Genomic DNA, 16,189 nt, shown 5'->3' on the forward strand with positions numbered 1-16,189 from the left:
TATAAAAAGGCACTCTTAGGAGTGCCTTTTTATGGTCTGAAAATTTGAAGTCCTCTTAACTATTCGTCCGATCTAGTAGTTCTTTGTCTACAAATGAAATACTTTTAGCACCATATTTTTGATAAGTATTTTTATAAACAAATTTTCTAAGAGTAAAAAAAGTTCTTTTAGATTTTTTATTTACTTCACTTAAACTTCACATAGACAATGTATATTAAATAATATCAAATTAATAAAGGAGTGTTGTTTATGTCGGGAAAAGTAACTTTAGTAAAAAAAGATGGATTTGTTTTTTCAAATTATTCAATGGTTTTATCTGCATTATTCTTTTCAGGGGCATTTATTGCAGGAAAGTTTTCTGTGGAAGAGTTCCCGGTATTTTCTTTAACTTTTTATAGGTTCTTTATCGCTACAATCTTATTATTTTTAATTTTGATTTATAGAAAAGTTGAATTAAAACTACCTAAAAAAGAAATCTTTCGTATTCTATTGTTAGCTATTTTTGGAATGACTGGTTACCAACTGCTGTTTTTTAAAGCTCTAAAATACACTACGGCTATAAATACTTCTTTAATATTGACTATAACACCTGTTATGACTACAATAATGGCTTTATTTTTTTTAAAAGAAAAAATTTCCTTCAAAAGTTTTTTAGGGATAATTATTTCTATAGTTGGAGTTTTTTTTATAATAACTAATGGATCCATAGAGGTAATTAAATCTTTAAATTTTAATGTAGGAGATTTATTTATGCTGGGTGCGGTATTTTTTATGTCTATCAATTTTATAATTTTAAAAAAATCTTTAAAAACTATGGAACCTTTAAAACTTACAGCATATATTTCATTGTTTGCAACATTTTTGTTGATTCCTGGATTGATTTATGATAATCCAGCTTCATATCTAGGAAGTGTTACAATAAAAGGATGGTATAGCCTGGTGTATATGGCTGTGTTTGCTTCTGTATTTGCATATTTATTACAACAAGTTTCGATAAAAAAAATAGGGGCTATAAATACTTCTCTTTACATGAATTTAATCCCGTTATACTCTATAATATTATCTTATTTAATTTTAGGAGAAAATATTTCTTTGGAAAAAATTGTGGCTGGGATTATAGTTATAGCAGGTGTTATTTATACTGTTAAAAATAAAACCACATAAATTTTATTAATTAAGTAAAAGGGGATAATAAATTATTATCCTCTGCACTTGATATTTATATTCCTATTCTATTATTTAATGATCCCATTTCCTAAGTTTTCTTCTTTAAATTCCATTTTATTTATCTCCCTTTTAGGAGATGTCTCTCCTATATATTTATTTTTAGTTTCTTCTATAATTAAAAAATGGTTCTGGTGCAACAATCATGCAAAAATAAGATTCACCAGAACCTTATTGTTAACAAATTAATTTAAGTGTCTTTGATTTTTAAGTCCTATGATCAAATTACTTATAAAACGGAAATATTTCTTTTTTTCTTTGAAATTTAGAATGATTGATTTTTTATATTGCAATAATAGTTTTTTCATTAAACTTTCATTTAACAGTAGTATTATATCTTTAGTTAGCTATAATCCTTAATAATAGATGCAAGAAGATATTTATAAGATTATATTTAAAGATGATTTTATTATTTTTATAAAAGTGGTCATAGATGTTAAAATTTTTTATCAAGAGAAATAGTAAAAGAAATAAATTTTAAAGAAATTGATGTTATAGTTAAATTAGGAGGAGGAACAAGGATTTTTATAAAGGAGAGTTAATTTTATTTCAATATACATCAAAGTTGAAAAATTTATTTTAAATATCTCTAAAATCAAAAAGATTTATTTAAACTTTCCCCCTACATATGTTATTAAGGGAACTACTAAATAATCAGAGTTCATTTAAGTTAAACTTTAAAGGGATAATGAAAAAAAATTTGAAAGGATTAATTAAGTTATTAAAAAGTTTGATATAAAGGGAGATAAATATATGAAAAAAAAATATATAAGCAAAGATTTAAAGAAGTCATATTTCATAATTGTAGCTGTGATCTTAGCTGTATTTATTCAAATAACCATGTTCAGCTGGAATCACAGCAAAAAAAATGGAAAAAAAGAAGTTCAGATTATAGTTGATTTTTTAAAAAAAGAGATATCTGATCCAGAGGAACTGGATTTGAGGGGAAAGGTTGAAGATGCATTGGGGGAGGTTCCAGGGTTTAAAAACCTTTCTATCATTATAAAAAATAAGAATTTTAATTTAAAAAAAGGAGATACAGTCTTTGAGGATCTCCCTGCAAGGGATAAGGTGACCATTTATGGACTTTATAAATATTATATCTATAACGATGTTATCTATGATGATGAGAACAACTCAGTTCAGGTGACTGTGGTTAAAAATTTAGAGGACAACATTAAATTTGTTGTGGATATATTTTTAATATTTACAGTGGTTTTTATCTTATTGAATCTGACAGTTTTATTTCTGTATAAATATTTTTATAAACATATGATTTCTCAGATTAAAAATATAGAAGAAGAATTTAATAACCTGGATATATACGGAGAAAGTTTTAAACTGATAGAAAGTAAGGAGAATTATTATGAGGAGAATAAAAATATAATCAATGCCACCAACAATATGCTCATAAGACTAAATGATCAAAAAAACCAGCAGATGGATTTTATTCATAGTGCATCTCATGAGATGAAAACTCCCCTTACAGTGATGAAGGGTTATACAGGGATGCTAGAACGGTGGGCCATAGATGATGGAGATAAAGATATTATAAAGGAGTATGTAGGAGTCATTTCTGATACCATCAATGAAAGTACACAACTCATTGAAAAACTTTTATTTTTGGTTCAAAATGATATAGAACTCACTCTGGAAACTTTGAATTTTAAAAAATTAGTAAGGGATATCTACATGAAATTATTGATAAAATACCCTGGAAGTGAACTGGTGATAGAGGGAGACAGAGATATATCCACAGATAAAGTTTTAATGAAGTTATTACTCCTTAATTTGATAGAAAATGCCATAAAATATGGGGATAATAAAAAAGTGGAGATTACGATCAGTGACAGTTTTTTGTCTATTTCAAATTCTGGAAGTCATATTGAGGAAGAAAATTTAAACAGGATCTTTGACAGGTTTTACAGGGAAGATAAATCCAGAAATAACGAGATTGCAGGTCATGGGCTGGGATTATCTATAGTAAAGGTGATCTCAGAAAAGCTTGGTTTCCAGGTGGAGATAAAAAACAGAGAGGAATCAGGAGTTATTTCAAAACTCTATTTTAACAATTGATATGAGGGAGGATAAATTGAAAATATTAATAGTAGAAGATGATAAAAGAATAAGTAAGTTTTTAGAGATAGAATTTTTAAGGGAGGGATACAGGGTAGAACTAGCCTTTGACGGTAAAAGTGCTTTAGAAAAGATACAAAAGAACTTTTTTAATGTAATGCTTTTGGATCTTATGATTCCCAACATATCAGGGGAAGATCTCTGCAAAAAAATAAGGGAGGAGTCTGATATCCCCATAATTGTACTCACAGCAAAAAATAGTCTGATCTCAAAGATACAGCTACTCGATATAGGAGCTGATGACTATATCACTAAACCCTTTGAAATTGAAGAACTTTTTGCTAGGATAAGGGTAATCCTGAGAAATAAAAGTCACTACCTTACAGACGGGTTTGAAACATATGGGGAGATCGGATTAAAAAGAGATTCAAAGGAAATAACTGTCAGAGGGAAATCGGTATCTTTGAGTAAGAAGGAATATAACTTAATAGAATACTTCTTTCTGAATAAAGAGATGGTCCTGTCCAGGGAAAAAATTGTAGAATCTGTCTGGGGATATGACTTTGAAGGAAATCTGAGTATTGTGGATGCATGTATAAAGAATATGAGAAAAAAATTAAAACTAGAAAGGCCATTGATATTATCTATAAGGGGTGTTGGATATATCTTTAAAGAAAGTAAAAATTAGTAGATAAGAGGAAAATAAAAATATGAAACTTTCATCAAACTTTCATTAATGCGGGTTATTATAAGGTATATTCTAAAAGAGCCTAATAGAAACTTGGCTTTTTAAGAGGTTGGAATAAGGAAAAATATACTAGAAATTTTAGGAGAGGCACCTATATCGTATAGAAAAAATTAAAAAATGTGAGGGTGAGGTCTATGAGTAAGAAAATTTTTATAGGAATAATAGTTTTTTTTATGGGAATAAAAATTTTAGGAGAGGGATACTTAAAGGGATATCTAAAAGGATCTGTAGAAGGGTTTGTAGATGTACTTTTAAAAATTATGATGAGGTATAGAAAACATAGGGTGTATTATTAAATATGAGGGTAAAAATAAATCTATCTAATTAATAGATGTCTATAAAAGGGAGCAGTTTATGAATAAAGAAACATTGATGGTAATAATAATAATCCTAATAGCCTTGGAAATTTTAAGGGAAGGTTATCTGAAAGGTTTTATAGGGGCACTTTATAAAAATCTTATAAAGTATAAAAAGACAGCGGTAATAGGAATAATCCTAACTGTACTTAGTATAGTTTATTTAGATCTTCCTGTAGCCAAAAAGTTTTCCAATAAATATTATGCTAAAACTCTAGAGGGAATAAAAAATGGAGCCAGAACTGCGAATCTAGAGGAGATAGCTGAGTTAAAAAAGAAAATAGAAGTAGAAAATATAAACAAGGAAAAATATTCCAAATATGAAAGATTTTTAGCCGATCAGGGTGACGGGGATGTGGCAGGAGCTTCAGTGATAGTAATCCTTTTGATAGGAGGTCTATTGAAAAATAAAAAATTGATGAAGGTTTCTAAAAATGCAGTGGTCAGTGTCATAGCTTCTGGAATTTTAGTGAATTTATTAAAGTATATAATTTCAAGGTTGAGGCCGGATGTCAACATGCTCCCATATCAATTTTTTAACTGGGCTTCATGGTTTAACGGGAATGGAAGTGTGAATCCATTTCATAGTTCCAGTGCCAGCCTTCCTTCGGGACACGGAATTGTCTCTGTTGCAGAGGCGGTTTTTTTATTAGAGAAATAGTCACCTTACGTGAAAATATTTCCGGCAAAAGTATTGTTAATCATATAGAGAAAGAATTGGGCATTTTAAATATTGATCTAGAAATAGATGAAAATCAAGAATATAAATTTTATGAATTGGAACTAACTCCCCTCCCTTCATATCTCCATAAATTTTTTAATCTAATAAGACACTTTATCGGTGGGAGTTTAATTATATATGAGATGGAATAATAAAACTAAAAAGGCTTTTAGAAGATTTCTTCTAAAAGCCTTTTTAGTTTTAAGAATCAAGATTTAGATGTAAATATAAAAATTGCTACGCTATCTTAATAATTAAAATTGAAGTAAAAATAATTACGGCAAGTCCAAACTCGAAGTAAAATAATCTGGCAACTTTTCCTCCAAAAATATTAACCGCTCTTCTCTGATGGGGTAAATTAAAAAATTTGTCATCATTTTTATAAGCTGATAAGCAGAGATAAACTCCTATTAATGCTGTTATAAATAAAATAATAATTATTTTTCCTATTTGTAACCTCCTTTATTAATAAATATAGTTCTTCTGTATCCTATAATTGATCATATTATAGATCTTTTTAATTATATATATCCATATATTTAAAAATGATTTTAATGGCATCCTCTCTCATATCTCTCTTTAAGTGCCTGTTTTTATCTACAGAACTTGTTATGAGATTAACCTTACTCCAGTCTTCATCCGTGAAAATTTGACCCATTATTAATCCATAAATAATATTTATAGTATAACTATACCCTTTTTTCTTTACTGCAATTTCTGCTAATAAAACAGAATCTTTAACATTAAAATAATCATCCATAGACTTTAAATAAGCCAGTGAGATAAGTGTATCTCCCGAAGCTTTAGAAACAAGTTCACTAAAATCTTTATAAGAATATTTCACCATAAGATATTTTAAAAATAAACTATAATTATTTTGATTTTTATTATCCCATCCCAATTCATTGATTAGTGCAACTTTTACATCGATAGGATTATTATGGTTATCTAAATACTCGATTAATTCTCCTGTCAAATATGTAGCTTTTGATGCCCTTTGAACTATAAAAATATCTTCATAAGCTTCACTAAAATTAGTGGAAGTTATAGGGCTGTCTGCTAAAATAATATTATTAAACCCTAAAAATATTATGATTATTAACATAAAATTCTTCATTATTTGATTCCCCTATCCTTTAATTTTATTTATTTTATCGACACCTGTCTTTATTCATAAATCAAATTTCTAAAAAATTCATTGACGGCAGCGTCTATATCGATGTCTTTAAGTTCTTCTACCTTTTTACCCATCTCATATTTAGAGTGTGCTATCAAATTTCCATCCTGATCATATTCTTTATATGTTCCATGCCATTTTCCCTGGTCAAAATTTATCTCCTGATAGACCTTGCCCGAGCTGTAGTTCAGCATTGCTCCACTTAATTTATTGTTTTTATAATTACCGGTTTCTATAATATTTTCTCCCAAGGTAAACAATTCATTTTTCCCTTCCCTTACAATATTAGAGGGGAATTTTCCCTCTGTCATATAACCTTCAAAAATTTCACGGATCCAATAATATCTGCTTCTATCTTTTTTTACTGCCATGAAGAAAATATCTTTATCTCCCAGGCTTTTTTTATAGATTCTTGCTCTATAGGCATTGACGTTTTTACTATTTTTTAGCAGATAAGCATGGGAAAAAGCTATCTGTCCATAACCCTTTAATTCCCCCAGATACTCCAACTCATCCCACTCAGTAGATTCATAGAGGCTTTTAGGCTGACTGTGTTTATACGAGTCGATCTTTATCCTTGCACCATCATTTTTTGTTAGATAAATCATTTTTCCATCCCGATTATATTCCTCTATTCTATATTTTCCTCCGCTGCTTCTGGTACTTTTTTTTATGACTGTGGGACCTGAATACTCCTGGGTTAGATGGCTTCCATCTCCATTATAAACAGTTTCTTCTGTCAATTCCTTACTCTCCTGATTGTAGGTCCGACTTTCCTTCAATTTCCCTTGTACATATAGCTCTTTCACTGTACCATCTTCCCTGATCCATAATCCTTCTTTCAAGTCATTGACGAATTTTCCCTTATAGCCATTGAGCCACCATTCTCCGATTTTCTCTCCCATATCATACCTTCCATAGGTATGATACATCCTTCCGCTGGTCTCCCAGTTTCCATGTTTTATATCGTTGGTATAGGAGCCTTCCTCATAGCCGTTACCATATGAGGATCTATATTTCCCCTGTTTCACATAATATGGAGGCTGATCTATCTCTCGGCCTTCAAATACCGATGACAATGAAAAAGATTCGACTTTTTCAAACTTTCCATAGATATTATTTCTATATCTTCTGAGATAATAATCTGCTTTATCAGAAGATTTTACCTTATTTCCTTTGTGATCATAATAACCTAAAAATTCACCCTTTAAAAAATCAAGCTCCCTATAGAAACTGTCTTTATCTATAGACCAAAATTCCAGGCTGCCATAATCTAGCGGAATTATCCCTTTTAGTTCTTTTTTTACCATAGAAGCATTTAAATTTTTAGCGTTTTTAAAGTGGTTATTTAAAACTTTATTCAACCTGTTTAAACTTCCAAAAAAATAGGAGAAACGATCGTAGTTAACACCATATGAGAAGATCTCATATTTATCTCTGTATTTGGTAATCATAAATATTTCTTTGAGACTATCTCCGCTGATTTCATGGAAAAATACACTTAAAATCTCCCTCTCTTCCTCAAAGGAATCTATGTGATTTTTTCTGCCATTATTGTCATAGATGAAAACCATATATCTGCCATCTTTTTTTTCAAATCGAAGTTCACTCTCATCAATTTCTATCATATCTCCAAGAAAGGAATCTTCTTTATCTTCCTGAAGATACTTCAAAGAAATATTGGGATGAACTTCCCCGAATATGCTAAATGACCACAAGATCATTATTATCAGTAATTTTTTCACTATTCTTCCTCCTAATATCTAAAATAATCTGCAACTAAATCCCTGATCCTCCTGGATTTGTCATCTTCAAATTGTTTTATATATCCTCTGAAATATCTGTTATTCTTTAAAACATTGACGGCTTCCAATCTTTTTTTATCTGGATAGGATTTTATTATCCCGACTATATCGAGTTTTTGGATCAATAACCTTATAGATTCAGGATTTTCATCTTCGATAAATTCGTTTAGTATAGGCTTCAATGGAAGGTCAAGGTCTGCTATCTGGTCTATAACTTCCTTTAAGAGAGTATCATCATATCTTCTTGAAAAGATCACCTTATAAATATCGGCCTTGGTTCTAAGATAAAAATTTAAAAATCTTTTTCTTAATTCACTATCCATATCTAAAAATGCATCTGCAATGGTATAGTTACCTCTTGTTTCAAAAAAATAATCCTCCTTCATAAAATCTATATGAGGTTTTACCCCTTCAAAATCAGATCTTCCTTGAAAGTATCTCTCTAGATCTTTGGATATTTGAGATTTTTTTAGTTCTATCGATTGATTATTACACTCTTTTTCAGAAACAATCACAATATTTAGGAGTGTAAATTCTTTGAGAGTATCAAATAAAATTTTTGTAATAAAATCTAATTGAGGGTGGATTTCTTTGAGGAGTTTATAGTATGCAAATCGGATCTCTTCATATAGGTAGGAAAGAACCTCTTCTAGTAGTTCCCTATTCTCTCTGACTAATCTATCTATAAAATCTTGTTGACTCTGCTTACTGTATTCTTCATTGTAAAAATAACCTTGCCAGGCCAGTATGTGGGTTTTACCTATTCCGACCTTTTTAAGTTTGTCTACAAAGGAATCCATCCCACCAAAAATCTCATCGCTTTTATATCTATCTCTATATAATTTACTTATGGCGTTAATACCTTTTACAGGGTTTCCATCCATAAAGAAGTTGAGGATGAGTCTGTACTGCGCCTTTAACTCTACCCCTTCTTCAGTTAAAATATATATAGATTGGAGTATCTTCTGCCCTGCTTCCCAGCTTTCATAGATATCAAAATTTGATCCGGCAAAGTTATTGTCTTCATCTTTTTTCAATATTTTTTCATATTTGTCCCATGGATTTTTCCCCCCGTTTTCTATTCCTTCCTGGATCTCAGACCAGACCTCTTTATCATAGTTATAATTTAAGTTTTCTTCTAAACCTTCTAAAAATATTTTTATTAAATTATCTTCTAGAAGACCCTTACTAAATTTAGTCAATGGATTATCTCTATTTTTTCTAAGATCTGTTCTAAGGATCTCGGCTAATAAAATTAGTGATTTAGCAGCCTTCTTAGGCTTTAATATAATCTTTGAACTATTTTCTGTATCTTCAAATAAATTTTCTACCTTTATTTTATCGATTACTCTCCCTTCTAAAATTTCTTCAAAGGCTGTAATAACTAACTGCTCATTATTTTCTCTGGTCTTTTCTATTAGATTAGTTACTGCTAAAATTTCATTTCTAAAGGGTGTTTTGGATCTTTTTATATAATTTTTTATATTCTTTTTTAACAATAGTTCTATAGGAACAGGGTATCTTTCTTCCAAGGTTTCGTTATCTGCAACTTCATATTCATTGATTAATTCGTCGATAAAACTCTCCTCAAAGGGTCTTCTGTCGAATAATTCAAATAAAAAATCAGTGAGCCTGAGGATGATATCGCCATATACCTGGGTATAGGTATACATAAATTTAGTGAATATTATTTTTGTGAAATGATCCAAATTTTCCCATAAATCTTTTGTATTTTGGCACCAGCTGGGGATATATTTTTTTACAGGATAGTCAGAATTATGGATAAGCTCGTATAGATCCTCACTATATAGATTATTTATTGACCTTAGGATATCTCTGTCTCCGTCAGAGATAATATAGTTCCAAATCTCCACACCAAATTTAAACTCATTTATTATAAAGTTTTCCCAGGCTATTATTGGATTGATACTGTTTTTTTTTGTTATCTCTTTCCTCTTTGTTACATAAATTAGTGGTTTGTCTGTAATCTCTAAGATCTCTGCCTCTAAGGCACCAGCTTCTATATCCCCGTTGTCATAGACAAAAAAATCAGAAAAATTAGTAGTTTCGCCATCTTCATAGGTTTCATAATCAAATCTATCACTGATTAAACACAGATAAAATTCATCCACTGGGTGCTCCACCTCGGCATCACTATGTTGTGGTAAAAATGGATATTCCCTAAATCGTTCCTTTAAGGTTTCTTTAAACCATTCATATTCATCTTTATTTTTCCTAAACCAAATGGTCATATTATTAAAAATTTGATTTCTTATTTCATAGTTGTCTGAATAACAAAAGAGTTTTAGGGTATCTCTGGATATATCCATGTTCATAGTTAAATCTTGTATTGCGTGGATTGCAAATGGCGCATGTTCATCGTCCCAATAGGGAATTAGATAAAGACCGAGTAAATAGGTATACTCTGGGTATAATCTGGCAAACCCATAGATACTTCCCAATCCAAGAAGGTTATTATCATCATCACTCCACAGGTCACTTGTGTCATTGACTTCCCTAGCGTAATCAATTATCTCATTGAAGACTCCTAGGATAGGTTCTTTTAACTCATCATACTCCATAGCTATAGCAAAAAATATCTCCTCATTGGTAGTTCCCCCATAGGAATACATCCAATATCCCTCAAAGGCCTTGAGAATCTTTTCAGAGCTTATCGTTTCTACTCCTAATTTGCTGCCATCTATTCCTATAAAAGATAGGTTTAGAACACCTCCGTATTCACCACTGTTTATAGCTTCTCTATTTTTTATTGTTCTTGCATATTCTATCAGTGCATCTTTAATACTGGCTATATCATCTATATCTACTTGAATTTCTATCATAAGGTCTCCTATTATATTTAATTATCATTAATTTTTACATTACCATAACAGGGATAGTCTGTTCATATAGTTCCTTCCCGTTGTGTGTAACTGTAAACTTCCAATGCCCTTCAAATAATTCCCCTTCCTCTGCCACAAAACAAGAACTATTGTTTCTTCCTTTGAAAGCTATATCCGGCCACCTATCTGTATGGACCACCCTTCCCTCAAAATCTTTCACCTCTACACCTACAAATATATTGAGGGTTTGAGAGTTGTCTTTAAATAAGTTGTCAGCCAGGGTATAGACACAACCTATATAGCTGCCTATCTCAGCTTTCCTATTAAGTTTAGGAGGAGTCAGACTGATATTTACACCTGCTATGAAATCACTGGCAAACCCAAAGATTCCGTAGGATTTAACCCATGCTCTTGGTTTTTTCTCCTGGTGTTTTTCAATGATATCCTTCATCATATCTGAGTATGGGGGAATCAGGCTGGAGTCCCAGCTTTCTTGGAGGAAACCCTTAAATAATTTCGTCCAATTTGGATAGGTTCCGGCAACAGCATATAAGATATCCAGTCCAAAGGTATAACCGGTTTCCACAAATAGATAATTAGGAGATTGAACACTTTGAGCTATTTTTACTATCTCCCACCCTACATCACTGGCCCGGTCTTCCATATTCAGCTCTATTAATTTCAGTACAAATATAAATTCTAAACCGTGAACCTTCCAATGTTTGGAATAATCGTTATATAGATCTCTGTTTTCCAGGTGAGAAATATCCAGTAATTTTCCTGTGCTTGTCTCTATTTTTATTTTAAATTCTTTAAAACTTTTTTTTCTAAAGGTTCTTATGAGAGTTATTAACTCTATAGCAGCTTTCCTATACCTGTCAATTTCATTTTTCTCCATGTCTAGAACTATCTTATACATACTGCCTCCTAGTAGATCGATACAGTTAAAATAAATATGATCTTTCATAATTTTTAATGTTATTTTGTTATTTTATATGGACCTTTTAATTAGATCTCTTTTATTTTAATTATTTCTTTCCATATTTTTTCTTGCAGCTTTTACCCACTGGATTTTTTCTAAGATTTCAGGGATCTCTATCCGATCCATTAATTCTTTTGTATTATCTATCTCTAATTCATCTTCTATAAGCTGTTTTACATGTTCATTTCTCTCCCCTATAAAGGTTTCCACATAGGTCTTAAGATCAGACTCATCACTCTTTAGGTGGTTATCAAATATTCTGGCACTAAAATTTTCCATAAATAATTTATAGTTAGTTTCATCCTCTATTATTGCTCCTGCTAACTCTTCTCCAAGTTCTTCGTATTCCTCTTCAAATAGTTCAACTATGCAATGACTGGCAAAAAGGTGGGAAAACAATTTCAATGAATTCATATCTTTATCCATTTTTTGAATAGTTTCCCTACCTAGTTCTAAATACCAGTGGTCCTTCACTGCGAGTGGCATCTCATTCACTATAGTACCAAGATAATATGAATACTCTGGGTAGAGGTTAGATAATACATAAAATGGAGTTTCATGTATATAGATAAACTCATTTTCATACATATCAGACAGCTCTTCATCTGATATAATTATATCTAGTATCTCCAAGATCTTTTCCTTCCCGCCATCTATCTCTCCCAGAGCGAATAAATATGTCAGATAGCTCTCATTTATATCCTCTTCATAAAATTCAAAATCTAATTCTTTCTCTATGTCTTCCAGAGCCCATTCTACAAATTCATCCTGGACTTCATGACCAAATTGAAGGATGAAACCTTCTACTTCCTCATTATACTCACTTATTTTTTTTACACTTTCTTTATCCTTTAACATATCTATTATGAGATCTGCCGTTTTTAATAACTCCTCTTCGTTTTTTATATCTACAACTACTCTGTTTTCTTCCAATATTTTTTTCATAACTCCTCCACCCCTATATTTATCTAAGTATTTATGTCTTAATTTTTTTATTAATATTTGAAATTTTATTTAATTATTCCTCATACTTCTTTATGGTACCGTCTCTGTATTCCAAGAGAATGTTCTGACTGTCTATGGAAAAACATATCTCTAAATCTTTTATCTCTCCTAATTTTTTTAAAAAATTATAGTGTTTAGTTTCTTTTAATTTTTCTTTTAGAGTCCCAGGAGTAGAAGCTATCATATACATTGCTCTGGCACTATCGCTGAGGGTTTTATACTTTAATCTTTTAATTGTTTCCCCTGCACATAGGGAATCGTCCAAAGAAAATTCACCGTTGGTTCCAGCACAAACTATTACTAAATCTTCACCTATTTCATCTATTTTTTTACAGAGTAGATCGAGGTTTAAATAACTCCCTATCAATATTTTCTTTCCATAACTGCTGTTAACCAGTGCATTTGTACCATTTGAAGTGGTCATACAGATAACTTTTCCACAAACTATTTCTGATTTATATTCCAAAGGAGAATTCCCCAGATCAAAACCATCTATCTTAGTTCCCTTTCTCTCTCCACATCTCAAGACCCCTTTGAGATCTTTGGTATAGGAGATTAATTTATCGATCTCCTTAAACGGTCTTATTTCCCTGGCTCCATTTTTCATGGCTGTAAGCATAACACTGGTAGCTCTTAAAACGTCAATCACCACAACTATTTTTCCTTCGACTCTATCTTTTGTTACTTCATTGGCAGAAAATATTACGTCTATATTCATAGTTAACTCCTTTAACATTAAAATTATTCAACCTAAAGTATATACCATATTTAATCCTTTTTATAGACCTTGAAGGTATATATATTAGTTAAATATATCGGTATAATATGACTTAATATTGAGTATAAAAAAACAAGAGAGAATTTTTTTATTAGAAATTCACTCTTGTTTTTAATTTTGTAAAAAAATAAAAAGTCTTAAGTTTTATAGTAGGGAGAGTATGAAATTTTTTTATTTTCTTAAACCATACAAATAATAATTATTAGTTGTTTGTGTTTAATGGCTTATAATTATCAAAGATATTACTGATTTTTACTGATTTTTCCGAATTTTGATCCTGGGATTTTTCATTTTTTAAACTATCAGAAATCTTACTTGTTTTTACTGATACATCACTATTAGCAGCAAAAGATAGAGAACCCATTACCAACATCATACCTAATATTATTCTTTTCATACCTATACCTCCGTTTTATTTTATTGATTATTAAAAAAAATTAATTTATTAATTTATTTTAACATACTTTAACCTTTTAATGTGAAATAAATGTGAAGATTAAAGAAATAGTCAAAAAAACGGAAAAGTTATAAATAAATAGTCTGAATTTAAAAAATTAAGTTATATTGAAAAATAAATAAAAAAGAGAACCTTTTACAGTTCTCTTTTCAGGATGGAAAATTTATTTCATAAATTTATCGATTGCTTTATTTAATTTATTTAGAGCTTCAGGGTCATTATTTTTTACAGCATCTACTGTACAGTGACTGATATGTTCCTTTAGTATGATCTTACCTGCATTATTAAGGGCAGAACGAACAGCTGCAATTTGTATCAATATATCCTCACACTCTTTTTCTTCGAGGATCATTCTTTTTATAGCTTCAGTATGACCAATAATTCTAGAAAATCTATTGATCATTTGTTTTTGATTAGGATGATTTCCCATTTTGATCTCTCCTTTCTTATAAAATAATAATGTATTTAGCTAAACAACCTATAGAACTTTTATTTTAATATACAGTAATTACTATAAATTTACAACTATTTAATGTAATTGATATCGGTTTCGATTAAAGGTTTGACTTTAATAAACCTTAGGAGGAGAAGGGATCCCCGGATGACTATATCAGCAGCAATAGCCAGCCATACTCCTGTGATACCCATATTTAATTTTATACCAAGGATATATATTCCAGCTACCCTGATAAACCATATCCCAATAAATGTTATATACATGGGATATTTAGTATCCCCGGCTCCCTGAAGAGCTGAAGTGATAACAAAAGTTGCGGCTAAAGCAGGCTGAACAAATGCAATTATTCTGAGGGCTTTTGTACCATCCCTTATAATATTGGGGTCTTCTGAGAATATATCTGTTAAATAGGGAGCAAAAATAAAGAGAAGGACACCTCCAATACTCATGAAAATTACTGCCAATATATAACATAGGATTCCAGATTCTTTCGCGGATTTTATATCTCCTTCTCCCAGCTGTTGCCCCACTAAAGTAGCAGCTACAACTCCGAATCCCATAGCAGGAAGGTAGGTAAAAGATTCGATAACTCCGGCAATATTATGAGCTGCATAGGTAGCTTCACTTATGGAGATAATCATAGATATATAGATCAGCTGTCCAGTACGCATAATTAATTTTTCCATTGCAGCAGGGATACTTATAATACTTATATTTTTTGTAGTCTCCCAGTTCACTTTAAATAGTTTATTTTTTTGGATGAGGATATCAGGTGATGATCTATGGGTATTGCTCTTTTTAGAAGCGGTTAAAGATTTCCATAGGAGGATAACTCCTAGTCCTCTGGCAATACTTGTAGCTATTCCGGCTCCTAAAAGACCTAATCCGCTCCAGCTTCCTAAGCCGAAGATAAGAAAATAGTTAAGAATAGTGTTTAAAATATTTACAATAAATCCAACCTTCATGGGAGTTTTGGTGTCTTTGTTACTCCTCAATGCACTAGATAGGATCATAGAAAGGGAGATCAAAACTCCGGGAATGGCCACAGCCCAAAAATAGGGCAGGGTAATTTTAACGACATTGGAGCTTAATCCCAATAAGGATAAGAGAGGTTTTGCAAAGACTATATTAACCAATCCGCTCAGAAGACCTATTACCATAGCTAAATTTATAGACTGGTGGAGTATATGGTTGGTGTTTTCATAATCCTCCATCCCTATATTTCTGGTCATCAATGCACTGCATCCTACACTGACAGCCAAGAAAAAAGATATATATATATTCATAATACTATTGGTAGCACTGACTCCTGCTAGTGCTTCAGTACCAATTTTACCTATAAAAAATGTATCTATAAATCCTACAGATATCTGCATGGTATTTTCAAGGATAGCCGGGACAGCTAGAGCAATGATTATTTTAACAGACTGTAATTTTTCCTTCATAAAAATCCTCCCTCATTCTTTCGTATCCCCTATGGGGGGATATGAAAGATATTACAACTAAAAAAAAGAAAAGTCAAGGTTGTATTTAAATTAAAAGAAAAAATAGGAAGAATTC

At 30.9% G+C, this 16,189-nt stretch carries 14 protein-coding genes; 5 read left to right on the plus strand and 9 right to left on the minus strand.

The window, feature by feature from the left end; genetic code table 11:
- Positions 1–249: 249 nt before the first annotated feature.
- The 5 genes from NRK67_02115 to NRK67_02135 all read left to right on the plus strand — a co-directional run bounded on the left by NRK67_02115 (position 250) and on the right by NRK67_02135 (position 5,065).
- Positions 250–1,164, plus strand: coding sequence for a DMT family transporter (locus NRK67_02115; GenBank protein ID UUV17652.1), 915 nt, complete (start codon positions 250–252; stop codon positions 1,162–1,164).
- Between the two features lie 813 nt (positions 1,165–1,977).
- A complete protein-coding gene (locus NRK67_02120; protein ID UUV17653.1) occupies positions 1,978–3,300 on the plus strand; it encodes a HAMP domain-containing histidine kinase in 1,323 nt (440 codons plus the stop codon).
- A 16-nt stretch (positions 3,301–3,316) separates the two neighbouring features.
- Positions 3,317–3,988 carry a response regulator transcription factor gene (locus NRK67_02125; GenBank protein UUV17654.1) on the plus strand — a complete coding sequence of 224 codons (672 nt, stop codon included), beginning with the start codon at positions 3,317–3,319 and terminating at the stop codon, positions 3,986–3,988.
- Between the two features lie 194 nt (positions 3,989–4,182).
- A complete protein-coding gene (locus tag NRK67_02130) occupies positions 4,183–4,344 on the plus strand; it encodes a hypothetical protein (GenBank protein ID UUV17655.1) in 162 nt (53 codons plus the stop codon).
- Between the two features lie 58 nt (positions 4,345–4,402).
- The gene (locus NRK67_02135) at positions 4,403–5,065 is read left to right on the plus strand and encodes a phosphatase PAP2 family protein (protein UUV17656.1); all 663 of its coding nucleotides are present in this window, start codon (positions 4,403–4,405) and stop codon (positions 5,063–5,065) included.
- A 577-nt stretch (positions 5,066–5,642) separates the two neighbouring features.
- Here the strand turns inward: NRK67_02135 and NRK67_02140 are convergent.
- The 9 genes from NRK67_02140 to NRK67_02180 all read right to left on the minus strand — a co-directional run bounded on the left by NRK67_02140 (position 5,643) and on the right by NRK67_02180 (position 16,074).
- A complete protein-coding gene (locus NRK67_02140) occupies positions 5,643–6,242 on the minus strand; it encodes a hypothetical protein (protein ID UUV17657.1) in 600 nt (199 codons plus the stop codon).
- A 50-nt stretch (positions 6,243–6,292) separates the two neighbouring features.
- Entirely contained in the window at positions 6,293–8,047 is a 1,755-nt protein-coding gene (locus NRK67_02145; protein UUV17658.1) for a hypothetical protein, read from the minus strand.
- Between the two features lie 11 nt (positions 8,048–8,058).
- The gene (locus NRK67_02150; GenBank protein ID UUV17659.1) at positions 8,059–10,950 is read right to left on the minus strand and encodes a hypothetical protein; all 2,892 of its coding nucleotides are present in this window, start codon (positions 10,948–10,950) and stop codon (positions 8,059–8,061) included.
- A gap of 34 nt (positions 10,951–10,984) precedes the next feature.
- Entirely contained in the window at positions 10,985–11,869 is an 885-nt protein-coding gene (locus NRK67_02155) for a hypothetical protein (protein ID UUV17660.1), read from the minus strand.
- A gap of 105 nt (positions 11,870–11,974) precedes the next feature.
- Entirely contained in the window at positions 11,975–12,877 is a 903-nt protein-coding gene (locus NRK67_02160) for a hypothetical protein (protein ID UUV17661.1), read from the minus strand.
- 73 nt (positions 12,878–12,950) lie between these two features.
- Positions 12,951–13,655 carry a 2-phosphosulfolactate phosphatase gene (locus NRK67_02165; protein UUV17662.1) on the minus strand — a complete coding sequence of 235 codons (705 nt, stop codon included), beginning with the start codon at positions 13,653–13,655 and terminating at the stop codon, positions 12,951–12,953.
- A gap of 262 nt (positions 13,656–13,917) precedes the next feature.
- Complete coding sequence (locus tag NRK67_02170) at positions 13,918–14,112, minus strand: hypothetical protein (GenBank protein UUV17663.1); 195 nt, start codon at positions 14,110–14,112, stop codon at positions 13,918–13,920.
- Between the two features lie 223 nt (positions 14,113–14,335).
- Positions 14,336–14,602 carry a metal-sensing transcriptional repressor gene (locus NRK67_02175; GenBank protein UUV17664.1) on the minus strand — a complete coding sequence of 89 codons (267 nt, stop codon included), beginning with the start codon at positions 14,600–14,602 and terminating at the stop codon, positions 14,336–14,338.
- A 95-nt stretch (positions 14,603–14,697) separates the two neighbouring features.
- Positions 14,698–16,074 (minus strand): MATE family efflux transporter, encoded by a 1,377-nt coding sequence (locus NRK67_02180; GenBank protein ID UUV17665.1) that lies wholly within the window; start codon positions 16,072–16,074, stop codon positions 14,698–14,700.
- Positions 16,075–16,189 lie beyond the last annotated feature (115 nt).

The organism is Fusobacteria bacterium ZRK30, assembly GCA_024628785.1.
In the GTDB taxonomy this organism is placed as follows: Bacteria; Fusobacteriota; Fusobacteriia; order Fusobacteriales; family Fusobacteriaceae; genus Psychrilyobacter.

Excerpts from the sequence above, each read along its gene's own strand:
- NRK67_02115 (UUV17652.1), top strand. The coding sequence starts at position 250 with ATGTCGGGAAAAGTAACTTTAGTAAAAAAAGATGGATTTGTTTTTTCA.
- NRK67_02120 (UUV17653.1), top strand. The coding sequence starts at position 1,978 with ATGAAAAAAAAATATATAAGCAAAGATTTAAAGAAGTCATATTTCATA.
- NRK67_02130 (UUV17655.1), top strand. The coding sequence starts at position 4,183 with ATGAGTAAGAAAATTTTTATAGGAATAATAGTTTTTTTTATGGGAATA.
- NRK67_02135 (UUV17656.1), top strand. The coding sequence starts at position 4,403 with ATGAATAAAGAAACATTGATGGTAATAATAATAATCCTAATAGCCTTG.
- NRK67_02140 (UUV17657.1), bottom strand. The coding sequence starts at position 6,242 with ATGAAGAATTTTATGTTAATAATCATAATATTTTTAGGGTTTAATAAT.
- NRK67_02150 (UUV17659.1), bottom strand. The coding sequence starts at position 10,950 with ATGATAGAAATTCAAGTAGATATAGATGATATAGCCAGTATTAAAGAT.
- NRK67_02155 (UUV17660.1), bottom strand. The coding sequence starts at position 11,869 with ATGTATAAGATAGTTCTAGACATGGAGAAAAATGAAATTGACAGGTAT.
- NRK67_02160 (UUV17661.1), bottom strand. The coding sequence starts at position 12,877 with ATGAAAAAAATATTGGAAGAAAACAGAGTAGTTGTAGATATAAAAAAC.
- NRK67_02165 (UUV17662.1), bottom strand. The coding sequence starts at position 13,655 with ATGAATATAGACGTAATATTTTCTGCCAATGAAGTAACAAAAGATAGA.
- NRK67_02170 (UUV17663.1), bottom strand. The coding sequence starts at position 14,112 with ATGAAAAGAATAATATTAGGTATGATGTTGGTAATGGGTTCTCTATCT.
- NRK67_02175 (UUV17664.1), bottom strand. The coding sequence starts at position 14,602 with ATGGGAAATCATCCTAATCAAAAACAAATGATCAATAGATTTTCTAGA.
- NRK67_02180 (UUV17665.1), bottom strand. The coding sequence starts at position 16,074 with ATGAAGGAAAAATTACAGTCTGTTAAAATAATCATTGCTCTAGCTGTC.